The 17,715-nt window shown below is 61.6% G+C and carries 16 protein-coding genes, 1 tRNA gene and 1 pseudogene; 7 read left to right on the plus strand and 11 right to left on the minus strand.

Features of this window, described 5'->3' with window-relative positions; translation table 11 throughout:
* Positions 1-138 precede the first annotated feature (138 nt).
* The 4 genes from Q0Y09_RS12975 to Q0Y09_RS12990 form a co-directional block, all read right to left on the minus strand.
* Positions 139-1,506 (minus strand): Na+/H+ antiporter NhaC family protein, encoded by a 1,368-nt coding sequence (locus tag Q0Y09_RS12975; RefSeq protein WP_297722571.1) that lies wholly within the window; start codon positions 1,504-1,506, stop codon positions 139-141.
* 127 nt (positions 1,507-1,633) lie between these two features.
* Entirely contained in the window at positions 1,634-3,190 is a 1,557-nt protein-coding gene (locus Q0Y09_RS12980; protein WP_297722574.1) for an acyl CoA:acetate/3-ketoacid CoA transferase, read from the minus strand.
* A 466-nt stretch (positions 3,191-3,656) separates the two neighbouring features.
* The gene (locus Q0Y09_RS12985) at positions 3,657-4,436 is read right to left on the minus strand and encodes an enoyl-CoA hydratase-related protein (RefSeq protein WP_297722577.1); all 780 of its coding nucleotides are present in this window, start codon (positions 4,434-4,436) and stop codon (positions 3,657-3,659) included.
* Between the two features lie 280 nt (positions 4,437-4,716).
* A complete protein-coding gene (locus Q0Y09_RS12990) occupies positions 4,717-5,598 on the minus strand; it encodes a MaoC/PaaZ C-terminal domain-containing protein (RefSeq protein ID WP_297722580.1) in 882 nt (293 codons plus the stop codon).
* Positions 5,599-5,964: 366 nt separating this feature from the next.
* Here Q0Y09_RS12990 and Q0Y09_RS12995 point away from each other — a divergent pair, with 366 nt between their 5' ends.
* A complete protein-coding gene (locus tag Q0Y09_RS12995; protein WP_297722583.1) occupies positions 5,965-7,374 on the plus strand; it encodes a sigma 54-interacting transcriptional regulator in 1,410 nt (469 codons plus the stop codon).
* A gap of 238 nt (positions 7,375-7,612) precedes the next feature.
* Here Q0Y09_RS12995 and Q0Y09_RS13000 read toward each other — a convergent pair whose 3' ends face one another.
* Positions 7,613-8,761, minus strand: coding sequence for an acyl-CoA dehydrogenase family protein (locus Q0Y09_RS13000; RefSeq protein ID WP_367184392.1), 1,149 nt, complete (start codon positions 8,759-8,761; stop codon positions 7,613-7,615).
* A 378-nt stretch (positions 8,762-9,139) separates the two neighbouring features.
* Between Q0Y09_RS13000 and Q0Y09_RS13005 the strand changes: the two genes are divergently transcribed.
* Together Q0Y09_RS13005 and Q0Y09_RS13010 are read left to right on the plus strand one after the other, a co-directional pair.
* On the plus strand, positions 9,140-9,568 hold the full coding sequence (locus tag Q0Y09_RS13005) for a MarR family winged helix-turn-helix transcriptional regulator (protein ID WP_297722589.1): 429 nt from the start codon (positions 9,140-9,142) through the stop codon (positions 9,566-9,568).
* A gap of 178 nt (positions 9,569-9,746) precedes the next feature.
* Complete coding sequence (locus Q0Y09_RS13010; protein WP_297722592.1) at positions 9,747-9,953, plus strand: alpha/beta-type small acid-soluble spore protein; 207 nt, start codon at positions 9,747-9,749, stop codon at positions 9,951-9,953.
* A 101-nt stretch (positions 9,954-10,054) separates the two neighbouring features.
* Here Q0Y09_RS13010 and Q0Y09_RS13015 read toward each other — a convergent pair whose 3' ends face one another.
* From Q0Y09_RS13015 to Q0Y09_RS13025, 3 genes are all read right to left on the minus strand, one after another.
* On the minus strand, positions 10,055-11,197 hold the full coding sequence (locus Q0Y09_RS13015; protein WP_297722595.1) for an acyl-CoA dehydrogenase: 1,143 nt from the start codon (positions 11,195-11,197) through the stop codon (positions 10,055-10,057).
* A 63-nt stretch (positions 11,198-11,260) separates the two neighbouring features.
* Positions 11,261-12,265: an electron transfer flavoprotein subunit alpha/FixB family protein gene (locus Q0Y09_RS13020; RefSeq protein WP_297722598.1), complete on the minus strand. Its 1,005-nt coding sequence runs from the start codon at positions 12,263-12,265 to the stop codon at positions 11,261-11,263.
* 17 nt (positions 12,266-12,282) lie between these two features.
* Positions 12,283-13,086, minus strand: a complete 804-nt coding sequence (locus tag Q0Y09_RS13025) for an electron transfer flavoprotein subunit beta/FixA family protein (RefSeq protein WP_297722601.1) — start codon at positions 13,084-13,086, stop codon at positions 12,283-12,285.
* Positions 13,087-13,449: 363 nt separating this feature from the next.
* Here Q0Y09_RS13025 and Q0Y09_RS13030 point away from each other — a divergent pair, with 363 nt between their 5' ends.
* From Q0Y09_RS13030 to Q0Y09_RS13040, 3 genes are all read left to right on the plus strand, one after another.
* Complete coding sequence (locus Q0Y09_RS13030) at positions 13,450-14,316, plus strand: transporter substrate-binding domain-containing protein (protein ID WP_297722604.1); 867 nt, start codon at positions 13,450-13,452, stop codon at positions 14,314-14,316.
* Between the two features lie 68 nt (positions 14,317-14,384).
* Positions 14,385-15,068, plus strand: coding sequence for an amino acid ABC transporter permease (locus Q0Y09_RS13035; protein WP_297722623.1), 684 nt, complete (start codon positions 14,385-14,387; stop codon positions 15,066-15,068).
* Positions 15,069-15,080: 12 nt separating this feature from the next.
* Positions 15,081-15,866, plus strand: coding sequence for an amino acid ABC transporter ATP-binding protein (locus Q0Y09_RS13040; protein WP_297722606.1), 786 nt, complete (start codon positions 15,081-15,083; stop codon positions 15,864-15,866).
* A gap of 48 nt (positions 15,867-15,914) precedes the next feature.
* On the opposite strand, the gene Q0Y09_RS13045 is transcribed toward Q0Y09_RS13040, so the two are convergent.
* The 3 genes from Q0Y09_RS13045 to Q0Y09_RS13055 form a co-directional block, all read right to left on the minus strand.
* Positions 15,915-16,541 carry a single-stranded DNA-binding protein gene (locus Q0Y09_RS13045; RefSeq protein WP_297722610.1) on the minus strand — a complete coding sequence of 209 codons (627 nt, stop codon included), beginning with the start codon at positions 16,539-16,541 and terminating at the stop codon, positions 15,915-15,917.
* A 271-nt stretch (positions 16,542-16,812) separates the two neighbouring features.
* Positions 16,813-16,899 (minus strand) — tRNA-Leu (locus tag Q0Y09_RS13050).
* Between the two features lie 181 nt (positions 16,900-17,080).
* Positions 17,081-17,443: a LysR family transcriptional regulator gene (locus tag Q0Y09_RS13055; protein WP_297722613.1), complete on the minus strand. Its 363-nt coding sequence runs from the start codon at positions 17,441-17,443 to the stop codon at positions 17,081-17,083.
* A gap of 105 nt (positions 17,444-17,548) precedes the next feature.
* On the opposite strand from Q0Y09_RS13055, the pseudogene Q0Y09_RS13060 reads away from it, so the two are divergent.
* Positions 17,549-17,715 (plus strand): annotated as a pseudogene (locus tag Q0Y09_RS13060) (hypothetical protein); the annotation flags it as partial.

Below are 17,715 nucleotides of genomic sequence, written 5' to 3' on the forward strand. Positions count from 1 at the left end.
CAGAACTATTGTGATTACAATGTACCACGCTGGGAGCGCAGTGTCAAGCTGGAAATATGAACAGGTTTAGCGGGATAAATTTGTATAAAAAAACATGAGACGGCTTTCGCCGTCTCATGCTTTTGGAGAAAACGATGGTTACACGCCCATACCGGTAGACGCCAGCGCGATGAAGATGAAGCAGGTGATGAAGGGAATGGCGATCTGGGTGATGGCAATGTCGAAGTAGGCTTCCTTGTGGGTGCACTTGCAGATGCCCAGCAGGGTGATCTGAGCGCCCTGGTGAGGCAGGGTGTCCAAGGTACCGGCAGCGATGGCGCCGATGCGGTGGACGTACTGGAAGTTGGCGCCCAGGGAGGCGTAGATGTCCTTCAGAGCGTTGAAGGCGACGCCCATACCGCCGGAGGCGGAGCCGCAGGCGCCGGCGCAGACAGCCACGGTAATCATGACGAAGATGAGGGGGTTCATGTTCAGGTGGGTGAGGGCCTCGACCAGGTCATGGAAGCCCTGGGTGTTCTGCACCACGCCGCCGAAGCCGACGACGATAGCGGTGTTCAGGATGGACACGCCGGAGTCAGCAGCGCCCTTGTTGAAGACCTTGACCCAGCCGTTGATGCCGCCCTCGACGCGGGGGAAGAAGAGGATGCAGGCCAGGACCACGCCGGCAAAGACGGAGGTCTCAACGGGGAAACCGCCGCGGGTGCCGTCGGCCTTGAGCAGGATGGGGGCGTTGAACATGACGAGGATGACGGCGATGGGGATGAGGGCCACGATGGGGTTGGGGAGGACCTCGCTGGGGTCGTCCTCCTGGAGCTCCTCGGGGGAGAGCTGGGTCCGCATACGGTCATCGTGGAAGAAGAAGCCGCGCTTGGAGAAGGAGCGGGCGCGGTACTCCAGCCACACGAAGATCATGACGAAGGAGGCCACGGTGGCGATCAGAGAAGGCACCAGAGCGGCAGTGGGAGTGGTGCCCAGGATATCGATGGGGATAACGTTTTGGATGGAGGGGGAGCCGGGGCCATACATAGACCAGGTCCAGCAGCCGGCGGAGATAGCGGCGGGGATCAGGCGGCGGGTTAGGTTGGCAGAGCGGAACATCTGGAGCGCGATGGGGTAAATGACGAAGAAGACCACGAAGCCGGAGATGCCGCCGTAGGTCAGCAGACCAGTGATGCACATGATGATGGGGGCCACAAACTTACCGTGGCACATGCCGGCCAGCCATTTGGCAATGGATTTCGCGGCGCCGGTGAACTGATACACGGCGCCGAAGATGGCGCCCACGAAGAAGACCAGGAAGTAGCTGGAGACGTAGTTGGCAGCGGCGGGCATGAACTGCGTCTTCAGGCCCTCCAGGATGGCGATGTCCTGCCCGGCGAAAATGGGGGAGAGGATCAGCACGAAGCAGGTGACGAGGGGGGCAAGGATCAGAGCGGAAATGCCCCGGAAGGCCAGAAGGCCGAACAAAACAATGGCAACAAATAGGATCAGGATTCCCCAGTTCAAAGGAAAAGTCCCCTTTCTGTCTCAATCTCAAATACAAAGGGTGCGGAACAGGTCCGGACGCGCCGCGCCCGGGCGGCCGGACGGCCACGGAACAGGAAGGGCCGTCCGGCAGTGTGGGCAGGAACGATCACTTCAGGCCCATGAGGCCGTCGTGGAAGATGCGCTCGTCCATGAGCTTGGGGCCGCCCTCTTCCATCTTGGGGGTGAAGCCCATGAGGTCGACGACCTGGGTCTGCACGTCGATGCCGGGGGCCACCTCGGTGAGGTAGACGCCGTCGGGGCGCAGCTCGAAGACGGCGCGCTCGGTGATGTACTTGACGGGCTGGCCGGTCTTGTTGGCGTAGGCGCCGGAGAAGGTGATCTGCTCCACGGTGTCGATCATCTTCTGCTCGCGGCCCTCCTGGTCGATGACCAGCTTGCCGTCCTCCACGTGGGTCTTGATGCCGCCGGCGGTGAAGGTGCCGCAGAAGAAGACCTTCTTGGCGTTCTGGGTGATGTTGACGAAGCCGCCGCAGCCGGCGATCCGGGGACCGAACTTGGAGACGTTGATGTTGCCGTCCTTGTCGGCCTGGGCCAGACCCAGGAAGGCCAGGTCCACGCCGCCGCCGTCATAGAAGTCAAACTGATAGGGCTGGTCCAGGATGGACTCCACGTTGACGGAGCCGCCGAACTTGGGACCGCCCTGGGGCACGCCGCCCACGGGGCCGGCCTCCACGGTGAGGGTCATGTAGTCGCCGATGCCCTCCTCGTTGGCCACCATGGAGATGTACTCGGGGATGCCGATGCCCAGGTTGACCACCTTGTCGGGCTCCAGCTCCATGGCCGCCCGGCGGCCAATGATCTTCTTAGCGCTCATGGGCGGATACTCCAGGCTGCCCAGGGGCACCCGGAAGTCGCCGGTCATGGAGCCGTCGTAGTCGCAGCCCTGACACTGAGCGTGGTCTTCCTTGTTCTCGCAGATGACCAGCGCATCCACATAGATGCCGGGGATCTTGACCAGCTTGGGGTCAAGGCCGCCGTTCTGGACCACCTTCTCGACCTGGACCACCAGCTTGCCGCCGGAGTTCTTCACGGCCTGGGCGATGGAGGTGGCCTCCAGCGTGCAGCACTCGTGCTCCAGGGTGACGTTGCCGTTCTCGTCGGCATAGGAGCCGCGGATGAAGCCCACGTCGAACTTCAGGGCCTTGTAGAGGAGCTTCTCCTCGCCCAGGATGTCCACCACTTCCACGATGTCCTCGGTGGTGATGGAGTTGAGCTTGCCGCCCTCGATCCGGGGATCGGCGAAGGTGTTCAGGCCGACGTGAGTGATGTGGCCGGGCTTGTGGCCGGCGATGTCACGGTAGAGCTGAGACAGGGTGCCCTGGGGCAGGTTGTAGGCTTCCAGCTTATTGGCGTTGATGAGCTTGCCCAGCTCGGGGACCATGTTGTAATGGCCGCCGATGACCCGCTTGAGCATGCCCTCGTGGGCGAAGTGGTCGGCGCCGCTGCCGTCCCGGTTGCCCTGGGCGGCGGCGTAGAAGAGGGTCAGGTCCTTGGGGGAGCCGCTCTCCAGGAAGCGGGCCTCCAGGGCGCGGTTGAGGGCCTCGGGCATTGCGCTGGCCACGAAGCCGCTGGTGGTGATGACGTCGCCATCCTTGACCAGAGCGGCGGCCTCAGCTGCGGTGATAATGGGTTTCTTGGACATAATGTGATCCTTCCCTTCCCATGATATGGACCCCGGCGGATCAACAACTTCCAACCGGGACCGTACAGCGAAAAAAGCCCGGCCCGGAGCTCCTGGCTGAGGAACACCGGGCCGTCCCTTTGCGGGAGACTTGCCCCGGATGTATCCTCTCGGTGGGAGGCTCCGGGCCGGGCACGGTCACAGGGATCTCTGCGCCGGCGGTCTGGTCAATGTCCGGGGCCGGCGCGGCGAGTAGAGCGGCTTACTTGCCGATGAAGTGCTTCTCCTTGCGCTTCTCCAGGAAAGCGGTCATGCCATTCCCAATGGGCGGTTGCCCATTGGGGCCCCACTCCACCCGGTCCGGCCAGAAGTGAATCCCGTCCGGACCAAGGTCCCGCCGGGGCGGGACGCTTGGACAGCGCAGACGCGCCGGCTCCGCTGCGCGGAGTGCTGGAAGGCATGACGGAGAAAACAGACAGGCAGGTCCTTACTTGCCGATGAAGTGCTTCTCCTTGCGCTTCTCCAGGAAAGCAGTCATGCCTTCCAGCTTGTCGGCGGTGGAGAAGCTCAGACCGAAGAGGTTGGCCTCCAGCTTCAGGCCGCTGTCCAGATCGGTGTCGGAGCCGGTGTTGATGGCCTGCTTGGCCAGAGCCACGGCGAAGGGGCCGTTCTTCATGATGCGGCCAGCCATAGCCTTGCAGTAGTCGATGAGCTCGGCCTGGGGCACCACGTGGTTGGCCAGACCCATACGGAAAGCCTCGTCGGCGCTGATCATGTCGCAGGTGAAGATGAGCTCCTTGGCGCGGCCCTTGCCCACCAGACGGGGCAGACGCTGGGTGCCGCCGAAGCCGGGCAGGATGCCCAGGCCGCACTCGGGCTGAGCAAACTTGGCGTTCTCAGAGGCCACACGGATGTCGCAGGCCATGGAGATCTCGCAGCCGCCGCCCAGAGCGAAGCCGTTCACGGCAGCGATGGTGACCTGGGGCATGTTCTCCAGACGGCCAAAAGCCTCGCGGGCCAGCAGGCCCATCTTGCGGCCCTCGGCGGGAGTGGCGTTGACCATCTCAGAGATGTCGGCGCCGGCCACGAAGGACTTCTCACCGGAACCGGTGAGGATGACCACCTTGACCTCCTCGTTATTCTCCAACTCAGCCAGGCAGGTGTTCAGCTCGGCCAGGGTCTCGCTGTTCAGGGCATTCAGGGCCTTGGGACGATTGATGGTCAGCAGGGCGATCCCGTTTTCCACTTCCAGAAGCAGGTTGTTCATAACAAATTACCTCCCGTAAATTTGACCTTCGGATGTTGCCATTTGTGCGGTATCGACAAAAGTCAAAACCGCTTTCCGACTTAAGAATATAGTATTATTCCATTAAAGTCAATAATGTTTTGTTGCTATTGCACGTAAATCTTTTTTATGGCATTTTTTGTTTCGGTCAATATTTCTTTTTTCTTCAAGAAATTTTGATAGAAAATAATTCGATTACAGTACTATTTAACGTAAAACGAGACGGAGGTTGGCCACACCAATTTTCAGCGCAAAAAATGCGTTATGCCCACTGGAAGACGCCGCGGTTGAGAACGGCCTTGCCGGTGTTCTTGTCAATGAAACGGAAGTAGGCGGTCCCTTCGTCAATTTTCCAAATCTGGGTTTGGACCGGCGTGCCGGGGAGCAGGGGACTGCTCATCTGGGCAGCCATGCGCGTCATACGCTCCGGCTGGCCGGGGATGAGGGCGTCGATGGCCATGCGGCAGGCAAAGCCGAAGGAGCAAAGGCCCTGGACGATGGGCTGGTCAAACTTCATATTCTTGGCGTATTCCGGGTCCACATGGATGAGGTTGGTGTCGCCGGTCAGACGGTAGAGCAGGTTCTGCACCGGAGTCACATAGTCGTCCAGCGCAAAGTCGGGGTCCCGGTCAGGGATGACCACGCTGCTCTTGGGCATGGGCTTGCCGCCGAAGCCGCCCGCCTCATGGAAGAAGGTGGTGGAATAGTTGGTGCACACCAGGTTGCCGGCTTCGTCCCGGACGTCGATCTTTGTCTTGACCACAGCGCCCTTCCCCTCGCCCCGGTCATAGACGTCCACGATCTGGTCCTGCCACTGGAAGGTGCCCTTGATGGGGTCGATGGGCCGGTGCATGATGATTTCGTGGTCCATGTTCAGGAAGGCGATGGTGGGCTTGATGAGCTCGTCGGCCAGCATGGAGGCGGGCAGCGGCATCCACTGATAGGGGCGCACGTTGACGGTGGCCCAGTAGGGGACTGCGCCATAGGTGGGGATGGCCTTGAGACATTTTTCGTAGTAGTACTGCAGATCCTCCTTGTGAGCGCCCACAGCCAGGGCATAGAGGGCCACGTCCCTCCAGTTGTACTCTACGTAACGGGGCTCCATCTTCATGCCGATGAGCTGGTTGAGGTCGATCTTTTCCATAGTACACATCCTTTCCATCTTGTCCTCGGGGTGTTATTTGAGCATTTCTCTTGCGATGACGAACTGATAGGGCTCAGAGACATTTTCACAGATGCGGGCATCCGCCCGCCGCCATCCTGATAAAAATGTATGCCAGAATGGTGCCAAGTCTGCTCTGTGGGGAGAGGGAGAAGAAAAGTTTCCAAAATGACCGGAAAGCAGGGAAAAAGCATGGCTGCGGACCGGCGGAGGCCGGTGACAGGGAGGGTGGCCGCAGAGCGCGCGTATTTATTTTGCGACTTTGTGTCAAAAATTCCACAAATCAGCTTGCTACGGGGGCGCTGCCGTGGTATAACCAAAACAGAATATGGGAGCGGAGGGAACGGCATGACAGAGGACCACAGGTACCGCCTGATCTTGGAGGAATTTCTGGACAAAACCGAGGACGGCTTCATTGTGGTGGACCGGGATGGGATCATCACGGAGATCAATCAGAATTACTGCGACTTCCTGGCCAAGCGGCGGGAGGATGTGATAGGGCGGCCCATTGGCTCGGTTATCACCACAACCTCCATGTATGACGTTCTGGCCCGGCGGCACCGGGGGGACGGCGGCAGCGGCGTCTACATTCAGCCCTATGGCCAGGGGGAGACCCGGGACGAGGCGGAGGTATACGCCGTGGCCAATCGGTTTTGCATTTTTGATGAAGCGGGGGAGCTGATCGGCGCGGCGGCCCATATGAAGTTCCGGCAGCGGGCCGTGGACACGGCCCGGGAGATCGTCGAGGCTGAGCTGCGCTATTACAAAGAGGTCTATCAGGAGAGTATCTCCAGCGCCAGCGGCTTTGCCGATCTCATCGGCAAGGACCCCAAGCTGCTGGAGCTCAAGCGGGCGGGGACCCAGGCGGCCAGGACCGACTTTCCCGTCCTCATCACTGGGGAGACGGGCACCGGTAAGGAGGTGGTGGCCAAGGCCGTCCACCTGGAGAGCGACCGGCGCAACGGCCCCTTTGTGGCCGTCAACTGCGGGGCCATCCCCGACAATCTGCTGGAATCGGAGCTCTTCGGCTATGAGGAGGGGGCCTTTACCGGCGCCCGGAAGGGGGGAAAGCCGGGAAAATTCCAGCTGGCCAACGGCGGCACCCTCTTTCTGGATGAGATCGGGGACATGCCCTTCCCCCTCCAGGTGAAGCTGCTGCGGGTCCTCCAGGACCAAAAGGTGGAGCGGGTCGGAGGGGAGAGCCCCATCCCGGTGGATGTGCGCCTTGTGGCGGCTACCCGGCAGGATTTGCAGCAGATGATGTCCCAGGGGCGGTTCCGGGAGGATCTCTATTACCGCCTGGCGGTCATCAATATCGAGACCGTCCCCCTGCGGGATCGGCCAGGGGACATCCTGCTCCACGCGGGGTGTTATCTCAATGAGCTCAACCGGCGGTATAAGACCAACATCCTCCTCTCTGACCGGGTGAAGAGCTGCCTGCGGGCCTATCCGTGGCCGGGCAACGTCCGGGAGCTCCAGAACGTGATCGCCGGCGCCTATGCCTCCTGCGACAAGGTCCTCATCGATGTGGAGGACCTGCCACCGAAGGTGGCCTCCCGGGTCCCCATCCAGCAGCACACGGGCGGCGGCGGTCTGACCGGGATGGTGAACGCCTACGAGGCGGAGCTCATCCGACAGACGCTGCGCCGGAACGGCCAGAATGTGCGGGCGGCGGCCCAGGAGCTGGGGGTAGAGCGGAGCCTGCTCTATAAAAAAATGAAGCGCCTGGGGATCACCATTCAGCGGGTGCTGGGATGAGACAAAAACAGACAGCCGTTCCGCTCTCAGGAGGGAGCGGGACGGCTGTCTGTCGGTTCCGGAGCAAGGCAGGCCGTAAAACGGCGTGTGGGAATGCCAAGCCGGAGTGGACGCCTCTACGCCGGGCAGCGGGACCAAGGGCCCCGGTGGGATCTGTCCGGACGCATTGCGGCGGCCAAAAAGGAGGGAGCATGCAGCGTCCGGCCCAGGGTCGGGCGCTGCAGCAGGGAGAGAAGATTTACTTCAGGTTCATGGAGCCGGAGACGACCATCTTCATGACCTCGCTGGTGCCCTCGTAGATCTCGGTGATCTTGGCATCGCGCATCATGCGCTCCACGGTGTACTCACGGGCATAGCCGTAACCGCCCAGCAGCTGCACGCAGCCGCGGGTGACCTCGTTGGCGACCTCGGAGGCCATCAGCTTGGCCATGGCGGCGTAGACGTTGTAAGCCTCGCCCTTGTCCTTGGCCACGGCGGCGCGCCAGGTCATCAGACGGGCGGCGTCCACCTTGGTCTGCATCTCGGCCAGCTTGAACTGGGTGTTCTGGAAGGAGGCGATGGTCTTGCCGAACTGGACGCGCTCCTTGTCGTACTTGATGGCCTCGTTGATGGCGCCCTGGGCGATGCCCACGGACTGAGCGGCGATGCCGATGCGGCCGCCGTCCAGAGCCTTCATGGCCATCTTGAAGCCCTTGCCCTCGACGCCGCCGAGCAGGTTCTCAGCGGGGACGCGGACGTCCTCGTACACCACAGCGGCGTTGGAGGCGGCACGGATACCCATGCGGGGGATGTCGGCAGTGACGGTGATGCCGGGGGTGTTGCGGTCCACCAGGAAGGCGGACATGCCCTTGTGGGCGGGGACAGACTTGTCGGTAAGGGCAAAGACGAGGAAGGTATCGGCGAAGCCGGAGTTGGTGGTGAAGATCTTCTCGCCGTTGATGACGTACTCATCGCCGTCCTTCACGGCCACAGTCCGGGCGCCCGCCACGTCGGAACCGGCGCCGGGCTCGGTGAGACCGAAGCAGCCGATCTTGGAGCCGTCGGCCAGGGGGCGCAGCCACTTCTGCTTCTGCTCCTCGGTACCGAACTCCTCGATGGTAGAGGCGCACAGGGAGGTGTGAACGGACAGGGTGATGCCGGTGCTGGCGTCCACCTTGGACATCTCCTCCATGCACAGGACGTAAGAGAGAACGTCGCCGCCGGCGCCGCCGTACTCCTCGCCGAAGGGAATGCCGAAGAAGCCGCACTCCTGCATCTCCTTGAGCAGGCCGCGGTCAAACTCCTCCTTCTCATCCATCTCGTGGGCGAGGGGCTTGACGCGCTCCTCGGCGAACTTGCGGTACATGTCCTGGAGCTCCTGGTGCACAGAGTCGAGGGTGAAGTCGATCATGATAGGTACCTTCCTTTCAAAAAAATGTTGATAATTGGCCATAGAGCATGATAATATTTGTGGAACTTGCCTATCGCAGACAGTATAACACTCCCATGTAGTTCTGTCAACAAAATATTTTGATTAAGGATATTTCGGGGAAATGATATGATAGGACCAGGTGAGCGTTGCCGCTGTGAACAGACGGAAAACAGTGGAATGTGCACATTTTTCGAAAAAATTCAAATCAATACTGCTATTCTCCATTTTGCTGTGGTATAATGGTTCGCGAGACAATTATTTAACGGAAACTCTGGGGCGCGTGAGCCGGTGGGACAGCCGCCCAGGGCGACCGTGTTTTTTAGAAAGGAAAAGATGAGAACAGTGAATGGCGAAATGGAATTGCAAAGCTGCATCAACTATTTGCTGACAACCGCGCAGCATGAGGTCTTCCAGACCTTTTCTTCCGGTCTGTCACAATTCAATATCACGCCGGGACAATACGGCGTGCTCAGTTGTCTGTGGAAAAACGGATCCTGCACCCCCAAGGAGATCGCACAGATCCTCCGCCTGGAAAACTCGACGATTTCCGGCGTGCTGGACCGGATGCAAAAGCGGGGACTCATCAACCGGGTGGTGGACCCGGAGGACCGCCGCAGCGTACAGGTGGTGCCCACAGAGGAGGGTAGTGCTCTGCGGGACGATGTGCTCCGTTTGATCGAACGGCTCAATGTGGAGATCCTGAGCGGGTTTTCTCCGGAGCAAAAGGGCATCCTGCTGGACGGCCTGCGGAAGATCGGCAATGTGGAGCGGGCAGACGCCTGACAGACCTCCAATGACAGCACCTCCCGCCTCAGGGCGGGAGGTGCTGTTTCTTGTTTGAGAGGGTCAGATGAAAACTGGTGATTTGTGCAAAATCTGGCTCACATAGAACGGCGCGCTGGGGTAAAGCTATGTCTGGATTCCCAATCCACAAACAAAAAGAGAAGGAGATGCGATCAATATGTCCAGCAACAGCAATAACAGCAATCAGCCTATGGTTCCCAGCGCCCGTGAGGCCATGAACAAGTTCAAGATGGAGGCGGCCCAGGAGGTGGGCGTCGACCTGAAGAAGGGCTATAACGGCGACCTTACCAGCCGCGAGGCCGGCTCCGTCGGCGGCCAGATGGTCAAGAAGATGATCGAAGCCTACGAGAACGGCATGAAGTAAGCACCCGGAAACGGGGACGTCGCAGGCCGGACAGCCGCGCAAAAAGCGGGGCCGTACCAAAATGGTACGGCCCCGCTTTTTTATGTTGGTTGGGGGGATGCTTACTTCACGCCCATCCAGCCGGAGATGACCATACGCTGGACCTCAGAGGTGCCCTCGTAGATCTCGGTGATCTTGGCGTCGCGCATGTAACGCTCAAAGGGATACTCACGGGTGTAGCCGTAGCCGCCCACCAGCTGCAGGCAGCGACGGGTCACGTCGGAGGCGGCCTCAGAGGCGTACAGCTTGCCCATAGCAGCCAGGTGGCTGTAAGGCTCGTGATCCTGCTTGGCCTGAGCGGCGCGGTAGATCAGCAGACGGGCAGCGTCCACCTTGGCCTGCATGTCGGCCAGCTGGAACTGAGTGTTCTGGAACTGGCTGATGCGCTTGCCGAACTGCACGCGCTCCTTGGTGTACTTCACGGTGTCGTCGATGGCGGCCTGAGCGATGCCCAGAGCCTGAGCGCCGATGCCGATACGGCCGCCGTCCAGGGTGGTCATAGCGACCTTGAAGCCCTTGTTCAGCTCGCCCAGCAGGTTCTCCTTGGGCACGATGCAGTCCTCAAAGACCAGCTCGCAGGTGGAGGAGCCGCGAATACCCATCTTCTTCTCGTGAGCGCCCACCTTGAAGCCGGGGAAGTCCTTCTCCACGATGAAGGCGGAGATGCCCTTGGTGCCCAGGCTCTTGTCGGTCATGGCGAAGACCACGAAGACGTTGGCGAAGCCGGCGTTGGTGATGAAGATCTTGGAGCCGTTGAGGACCCAGTGGTCGCCCTTGTCCTCGGCCACGGTCTTCTGCATGGCGGCGTCGGTGCCGGCGCCGGGCTCGGTCAGACCGAAGGCGCCCAGCCACTCGCCGGAGGCCAGCTTGGTCAGGTACTTCTGCTTCTGCTCCTCGGTGCCGTACTCGGCGATGGGCCAGCAGCACAGAGAGCTGTGGGCGGAGACCATGACGGAGGTGGTGGCGCAGTGCTTGGCCAGCTCCTCACACACGCCGATGTAGTTGACATAGCTCAGGCCGGCGCCGCCGTACTCCTCGGGGTAAGCCACGCCCATCATGCCCATCTCGGCCAGCTTGTGCCAGGTCTCCTCGGGGAACCGCTCAGTCTCGTCGATCTCAGCGGCGATGGGGGCGACTTCCTTCACGCAGAAGTCATGCAGCATGTCCAGAACGTCTTGCTCATCAGGAGTAAAATGGAAATTCATAAAAAATCCCTTCCTTTACTTAAACGTAAAACTATCCCAACACAAATAAACGACGCAGGCGGATCAGGCCCGGGCCTTCTTGACCTCTTCAGTGAGAACAGGGAGGACCTCAAAGAGGTTGCCCACCACGCCGTAGTCGGCGATGTCGAAGATGGGGGCCTCGGGGTCCTTGTTGATGGCGACGATGCAGTCGGAGCCGCTCATGCCGGCCACGTGCTGGATGGCGCCGGAGATGCCGCAGGCGATGTAGAGCTTGGGACCGACGGTCTTGCCGGTCTGGCCCACCTGATGGGCATGGGCAATCCAGCCGGCGTCAACGGCGGCACGGGAAGCGCCCACGGTGGCGCCCAGAGCGTCGGCCAGGGCCTTCACAGGCTCAAAGCCCTCGGGGCCGCCCACGCCGCGGCCGCCGGAGACGATGATCTCAGCGCCCTCCAGGTCCACGTTCTCGCCGTCGGCCTCTTTGATGAGCTCCAGCACCTGGGTGCGGATGTCAGCGGCGTCCACATGGATGTCTTCCTTGATGATCTCGGCCTTGGCCTCGCCGGCATCAGACTTCTTGAACACGCCGGGACGGACGGTGCCGATCTGGGGCCGGTGATCGGGGCAGAGGATGGTGGCCATCAGGTTGCCGCCGAAGGCGGGACGGGTCCAGGCCACGTTGCCGCTCTCCTCGTCGACATCCAGAGCGGTGCAGTCGGCGGTCAGGCCGGTGTGCAGACGGCAGGACACGCGGGGGCCCAGGTCACGGCCATTGTTGGTGGCGCCGATGAGCATGCTGGTGGGGCCGTACTTCTCCACCAGGGTGCACAGGGCGATGGTGTAAGCATCGGTGGTGTAGTGGGCGTACTCGGGGCCGTCCACAACGATCACCTTGTCGGCGCCGTGCTCACTGGCGGCCTTCACAGCGGCGTCCACGTTGCTGCCGATGACCACGGCCACCAGGGCGCCGCCCTGCTTGCCGGCCATCATCTTGCCAGGAGTCAGCAGCTCAATGCCGACGTTCTTGGCGGTGCCGTCCTCATTGGTCTCTACAAATACCCAAAGATCCTTGGTCTTAGCTTCCATTGTGATCGTCCCCTCCCTTAGATAATGCTGGCATCGCTCAGCAGCTGGAACAGCTTCTTCGCGGAGTCCTCAGCGGTCTCTTCCTTGATCTTCACGCCGCCGGTCTTCTTCTGGGGCACGAAGGTCTTCTTCACCTTGGTGGGAGAGCCCTTCAGACCGGCGTGAGTCAGGTCGATGGTGGGCAGATCCGCCGCGGTCAGGGTGGGGATCTCGGCGCGGTTGGCGGCCATCTTACGCTTGATGGTGGGGTAGCGGGGATCCCAGGCGGGCTTGGTGAAGGTCACCACGGCGGGCATCTTGGCGGCGATAACCTCCACGCCCTCCTCGACTTCCTTCTTCACCTTGATGACGTCGCCGTCCACCTCGGCCTCCAGGCCGTAGGTCACCTGGGGATAGTTCAAGTGCTCAGCGATCTCGGGGCCGACCTGGGCGGTGTCGCCGTCGATGGCCTGCTTGCCGCAGAAGATCACGTCGAACTTACCCTCCAGCTCCTCCACCTTCTTGATGGTCTCGCTGATGATGTAGCTGGTGGCCAGGGTGTCGGAACCGCCGAAGGCGCGGTCAGACACCAGGTAAGCCTTGTCGGCGGCGATGGCCAGGCACTCCTTCAGAGCGGCCTTAGCCTGCTCGGGGCCCATGGAGAGCACCACGATCTTGGCGCTGGGGTCCTTGTCCTTGATCCGGGCAGCGGCCTCCAGTGCATAGCCGTCAAAGGGGTTGACGATGCTGGGAACGCCTTCGCGGATCAAGGTGTTCTTCACCGGATCGATCTTGATCTCTGTCGTATCCGGCACCTGCTTGACGCAAACAAGCATGTTCATTTCTGTTTCCTCCTATTACGTTTTTTGGAACCGGCACAGGGCCCGTCCCATGGCGTTTTTCAAGTCTGCACCCGGAAATGGGCACACTTGTCCAAAGCCATTTTCCCGTAAAATATCATATACCGGGACGGGCGTATTGTCAATCGAAAAAGCATTGGTCCTACCACAAAATCGTAAATTTTCTGTATCTCAGGCGGGCATCTTTGACATTTTGCACAAAGAATGGGGTGAAAAACTAGGCAAGACCACTGTCCAGCAAGGAGCACACTTTTCTCTTTACATCGGCGATTTATCGTGGTAATATGTTAAAGCAACAAACAAAGAGAAAAAAGCTGCAAATACAGAAACGGAGGATCTGAAACCATGAAGAAGAAACGTCTGGCCGCGTCCGTGCTGGCCCTGTCTGTGTGCTTCTCCCTGGCCGCCTGCGCCGGTGGCGGCGCCGCCACCCCCGCCCCTGAGAGCACCCCGCCTGCGGGCACCGCCCCTGTGGAGACCGAGTACAGCGACCTGGCCTATGTCCAGGATAAGGGGACCCTGGTGGTGGGCATCACCAACTTCTCCCCCATGGACTACAAGGCCGAGGGCAGCGACGAGTGGATCGGCTTTGACGCCGACATGGCCAAAGCCTTTGCCGAGCACCTGGGCGTGGCGGTGGAATTCCAGGAGATCACCTGGGACTACAAGGTGATGGAGCTGGACTCCAAGACCATCGACGCGGTGTGGAACGGCATGACCCTCAACGATGAGGTCATGGCCGCCATGAGCACCTCAGTGCCCTACTGCACCAACTACCAAACCTTGATCTATCCTGCCGACAAGGCCGCTGACTTCGAGGGACTTACCTCTCTGGAGGGCCTGAACGTGGCCGTGGAGTCCGGCTCCGCCGGCGAGGATGCCGCCGAGGCCCTGGGGGCCGCCACCGTGCCCGTCCAGTCCCAGGCCAACACCCTCATGGAGGTCTCCGCCGGCACCTCTGACGCCGCCGTCATCGATGTGCTCATGGCCGCCGACATGACCGGCGAAGGCACCAGCTATGCCGACCTGACGTACAGCCTCAACCTCAACGACACCCAGGGCCTAGGCTCTGAGGAGTACGGCGTGGGCTTCCGCAAGGGCTCTGACCTGGTGGACGCCTTCAATGAGTTCTGGGCCGCCGCTGTGGCCGACGGAACCGTGGAGACGACAGCCGCCACCTATGGTCTCCAGGACGCCGTGATCCTGGAGTAACCCCATGAAGCGAGGCAGAGGGCGCTGCGCGCCCTCTGCCTTTGAACACCCACAGAGAGGACGATCCTATGTTCTTCACCTCCCAAGAATTCCAGACGGTGGCTGCCGCGCTCAACAGCGGCTTTCTGAAAACCTTACAGCTCTTTTTTATCACCCTTGTGGGCGCCATCCCCCTGGGGCTGGTCATCTCCTTCGGCTCCATGAGCCGGTTTGCCCCCCTGCGCTGGCTCACCCGGACCGTCGTATGGGTCATCCGGGGCACGCCTCTGGTGCTCCAGATCATCGCCCTTTTCTATGTGCCGGGTATGAAGGACCTCTTTACCTGGCCCAGCGGCGAGACCGGGCGGATGACGGCGGTGTGCGTGGCCTTCGTCTTCAACTACGCCTGCTACTTTTCCGAGATCTACCGGGGCGGCATCCAGGGGGTGCCGGTGGGGCAGCAGGAGGCAGGGCTGGTGCTGGGGATGACGAAGTCCCAGATCTTCTTCAAGGTCACCCTCCTCCAGATGGTCAAGCGCATCGTGCCCCCCATGTCCAACGAGATCATCACCCTGGTGAAGGATACCTCTCTGGCCCGGGTCATCGCCCTCCAGGAGGTCATCTGGATGGGGGAGTCCTTTATGAAGGGGAACCAGGGCTATTCCGGCCTGGTGTGGCCGCTCTTTTTCACCGCGGTCTACTACCTGGTCTTCAGCGGCGTGGTGACCGTCCTGCTGGGCCGGCTGGAAAAGAAGCTGGAATTTTTCCGTTAAAGGGAGGGACATATGGTGATCCTGGACGTACAGAACATCGAAAAACACTTTGGAGCCACCAAGGTGCTGGAGGACATCAGCTTCTCCCTGGAGGAGGGGCAGGCCCTGGCCATCATCGGCTCCTCCGGCTCGGGAAAGACCACACTGCTCCGGTGCCTCAACTTTTTGGAGACCCCGGACCGGGGGCGGATCCTGGTCAACGGGGAGAAGCTCTTTGACGCTGCCGACCCGGCCACCCAGCGGGAGAGCGAGGTGCGGAAAAAACGGCTCCACTTCGGCATGGTCTTCCAGTCCTTCCATCTCTTTCCCCAGTACACCGCCCTCCAGAACGTTACCCTGGCCAAGGAGCTTTTGAGCCAGGAGCGGCCCGACTTCAAGGCCAATAAAAAGGTCATTCTGGAGGAGATCCGGGCTGAGGGGCTCTCTCTGCTGGACCAGATGGGACTCTCCGAGCGGGCGGGCCACTATCCCCATCAGCTCTCCGGCGGACAGCAGCAGCGGGTGGCCATCGCCCGGGCCCTGGCCATGCGCCCCGATATCCTCTGCTTTGACGAGCCCACCTCCGCCTTGGACCCGGAGCTCACCGGGGAGGTGCTGCGGGTCATCCGGGGACTGGCCGAGCAGAAGACCACTATGGTCATCGTCACCCACGAAATGGCCTTTGCCCGGGACGTGGCCGACCAAGTCATCTTCATGGACAGCGGCGTTATCGTGGAGCAGGGGCCCGCTCGGGCGGTCATCGAGCACCCCCGGGAGGAGCGGACCCGGCAATTCCTGGCCCGGTACGCCGGACAGTGAAGGGAGATCGTTCAAAAAAGGGAGGGACGCGCCCGCGTCCCTCCCTTTTTAACCGGAGACGGCCTCCGGCGCTGGGGTTGACAGGGTGGTCACCGACACCTCGAAGGCGGTGCGCTCCTGGGTCACGCCATCGATCACCTTCTGGTAGATCCGGCTCTGGAGCCGGCCCTCCAGCGCCACGCCGTCCCCCACGGTCAGACCGGCGCACCGCTGGGCCAGGGCGCCCCAGGCGATGCAGGGCAGGTAGTCCGCCCGGCCATACCGCCGGTTCACCGCCAGCATCAGGTCGCAGATCTCCCGGCCCAGGGGCGTGCGCCGGAGGATGGGAGGCTTGCACAGCACCCCGGTCAGGGTGAGCTGATTGCAGGGGGGCTCCTCCGTCTCGGCCAGAGTCCGGGCCAGCAGGGTGATGACCAGCCGGCTGCCGGGGCCGGTGCGGTTGTTGAAGGTGCGCACCTCCCCCGTTACCTCCACCCAGCCGCCGGGGGACAGAGGGGAGCCCTCCAGCAGCGGGGCGGGGGCCACCACATTGATCCGGTCCTCCGCCCCCGAGAGCCGGGGGACCGTGAGGGGAAAGAGAAAAAAGTCCACTCCGTGGTTGGTGTGGGAAAAGACGGGTTCCGCCGCCGCCGTTCCCCGCAGGACGGCGTGATTTTCGTTCCAGGATGTCCGCATAGACTGCATTCCACCTCTCCTTGGTTCCTGGAAGCATGTATATGCGCCCTTGTCCCATCCTATGACGGGGGAAGGACCTGCTTTTTCGACCTGCGGAGCCGGGAGTGCGCCGCCCCGCCTGCGGCTCCCGTGCGTCTGTCTGCATAAAAAACATAGCCGCAGAGTCTTCGCTCTGCGGCTATGTGGAAAGGGCAGTCAGGTCGGGCGGATGACGGCTTTTTTGCCGCAGGCATAAAAAACATGACCGCAAAGCTTTTGCTTTGCGGTCATGTGGTGCGCGAGGCGGGAGTCGAACCCGCACGCCCTTGCGAGCACTGGCACCTGAAGCCAGCGAGTCTACCAATTCCACCACTCGCGCAAGTGGTTTGGCGTTTTGTATTGCTCAACGCAAGGAGTATACTATCATAGGGGAGGAAAATTGTCAACAGTTTTTTTCAGATTTTTTCGACGGAATGGGAGAAGGTCCGCCCCGGGGACCGGGGGCGGCGGAGCCGGAGGGCTCCGCCGCCGGAAGGGCCCGACCAGTGAGCGGGCCGCGGTCAGTCCTCCAGGGTCAGCTGGGGGAAGAGCTCCCGGAGCAGCCGATCTCCCTCCTCGGCCATCCGCTGTTCCAGGGTGCGGTAGGCCGTCAGCAGCTCCCGTCCCTCCCGGGTGAGCCGGGAGCCGCCCCCCCGGCGGCCGCCGGCCTCCCGTTCCAGAAGGGGCAGGCCCAGGGCCTGTTCGCAGGCGCGCAGGCTGGTCCACGCCTTGGAATAGGCCATATCGGCCTCTGCCGCCGCAGCCCGGAGGGACCCCAGGCGGTCGGTGGCCTCCAGCAGGGCGGCCGGGCCGGGGCCGAAGCACTTCTCGCCGCAGAAGAAGAGCCTGAGAGACAAACGAAGCTCCAATGTCGGTCCATACATGGTCAAAACCGCCTTTCCTGTTTTATTTACTTGCATTATACCGGTTTGACTTCCCGGATGCAATCTGTTATTCTGTTCTCAAATAAAAATAACGGAGGGGATGGCATGGAGCTCCTGGAGGCGCTGGCCCTGCCGGCGGCGGGCTGGACCTGCCTGGTGGGGGGCGGCGGAAAGAGCACCCTCATGCTCCGCCTGACCGCCCAGCGGGCGGGGCGGGGTCTGCCCGCCCTGGCGGCCACCACCACCCACATCGGCGTGGGACAGGGCCGGAC

Source organism: Intestinimonas sp., from assembly GCF_026169115.1.
Lineage (GTDB): Bacteria > Bacillota > Clostridia > Oscillospirales > Oscillospiraceae > Intestinimonas.

Bases quoted from the DNA above. Each gene is read 5' to 3' on its own strand.
- Q0Y09_RS12980 (WP_297722574.1), bottom strand. From the start codon at position 3,190: ATGTCCAAGAAACCCATTATCACCGCAGCTGAGGCCGCCGCTCTGGTC.
- Q0Y09_RS12985 (WP_297722577.1), bottom strand. From the start codon at position 4,436: ATGAACAACCTGCTTCTGGAAGTGGAAAACGGGATCGCCCTGCTGACC.
- Q0Y09_RS12990 (WP_297722580.1), bottom strand. From the start codon at position 5,598: ATGGAAAAGATCGACCTCAACCAGCTCATCGGCATGAAGATGGAGCCC.
- Q0Y09_RS12995 (WP_297722583.1), top strand. From the start codon at position 5,965: ATGACAGAGGACCACAGGTACCGCCTGATCTTGGAGGAATTTCTGGAC.
- Q0Y09_RS13005 (WP_297722589.1), top strand. From the start codon at position 9,140: ATGGAATTGCAAAGCTGCATCAACTATTTGCTGACAACCGCGCAGCAT.
- Q0Y09_RS13010 (WP_297722592.1), top strand. From the start codon at position 9,747: ATGTCCAGCAACAGCAATAACAGCAATCAGCCTATGGTTCCCAGCGCC.
- Q0Y09_RS13015 (WP_297722595.1), bottom strand. From the start codon at position 11,197: ATGAATTTCCATTTTACTCCTGATGAGCAAGACGTTCTGGACATGCTG.
- Q0Y09_RS13020 (WP_297722598.1), bottom strand. From the start codon at position 12,265: ATGGAAGCTAAGACCAAGGATCTTTGGGTATTTGTAGAGACCAATGAG.
- Q0Y09_RS13025 (WP_297722601.1), bottom strand. From the start codon at position 13,086: ATGAACATGCTTGTTTGCGTCAAGCAGGTGCCGGATACGACAGAGATC.
- Q0Y09_RS13030 (WP_297722604.1), top strand. From the start codon at position 13,450: ATGAAGAAGAAACGTCTGGCCGCGTCCGTGCTGGCCCTGTCTGTGTGC.
- Q0Y09_RS13035 (WP_297722623.1), top strand. From the start codon at position 14,385: ATGTTCTTCACCTCCCAAGAATTCCAGACGGTGGCTGCCGCGCTCAAC.
- Q0Y09_RS13040 (WP_297722606.1), top strand. From the start codon at position 15,081: ATGGTGATCCTGGACGTACAGAACATCGAAAAACACTTTGGAGCCACC.
- Q0Y09_RS13045 (WP_297722610.1), bottom strand. From the start codon at position 16,541: ATGCGGACATCCTGGAACGAAAATCACGCCGTCCTGCGGGGAACGGCG.
- Q0Y09_RS13055 (WP_297722613.1), bottom strand. From the start codon at position 17,443: ATGTATGGACCGACATTGGAGCTTCGTTTGTCTCTCAGGCTCTTCTTC.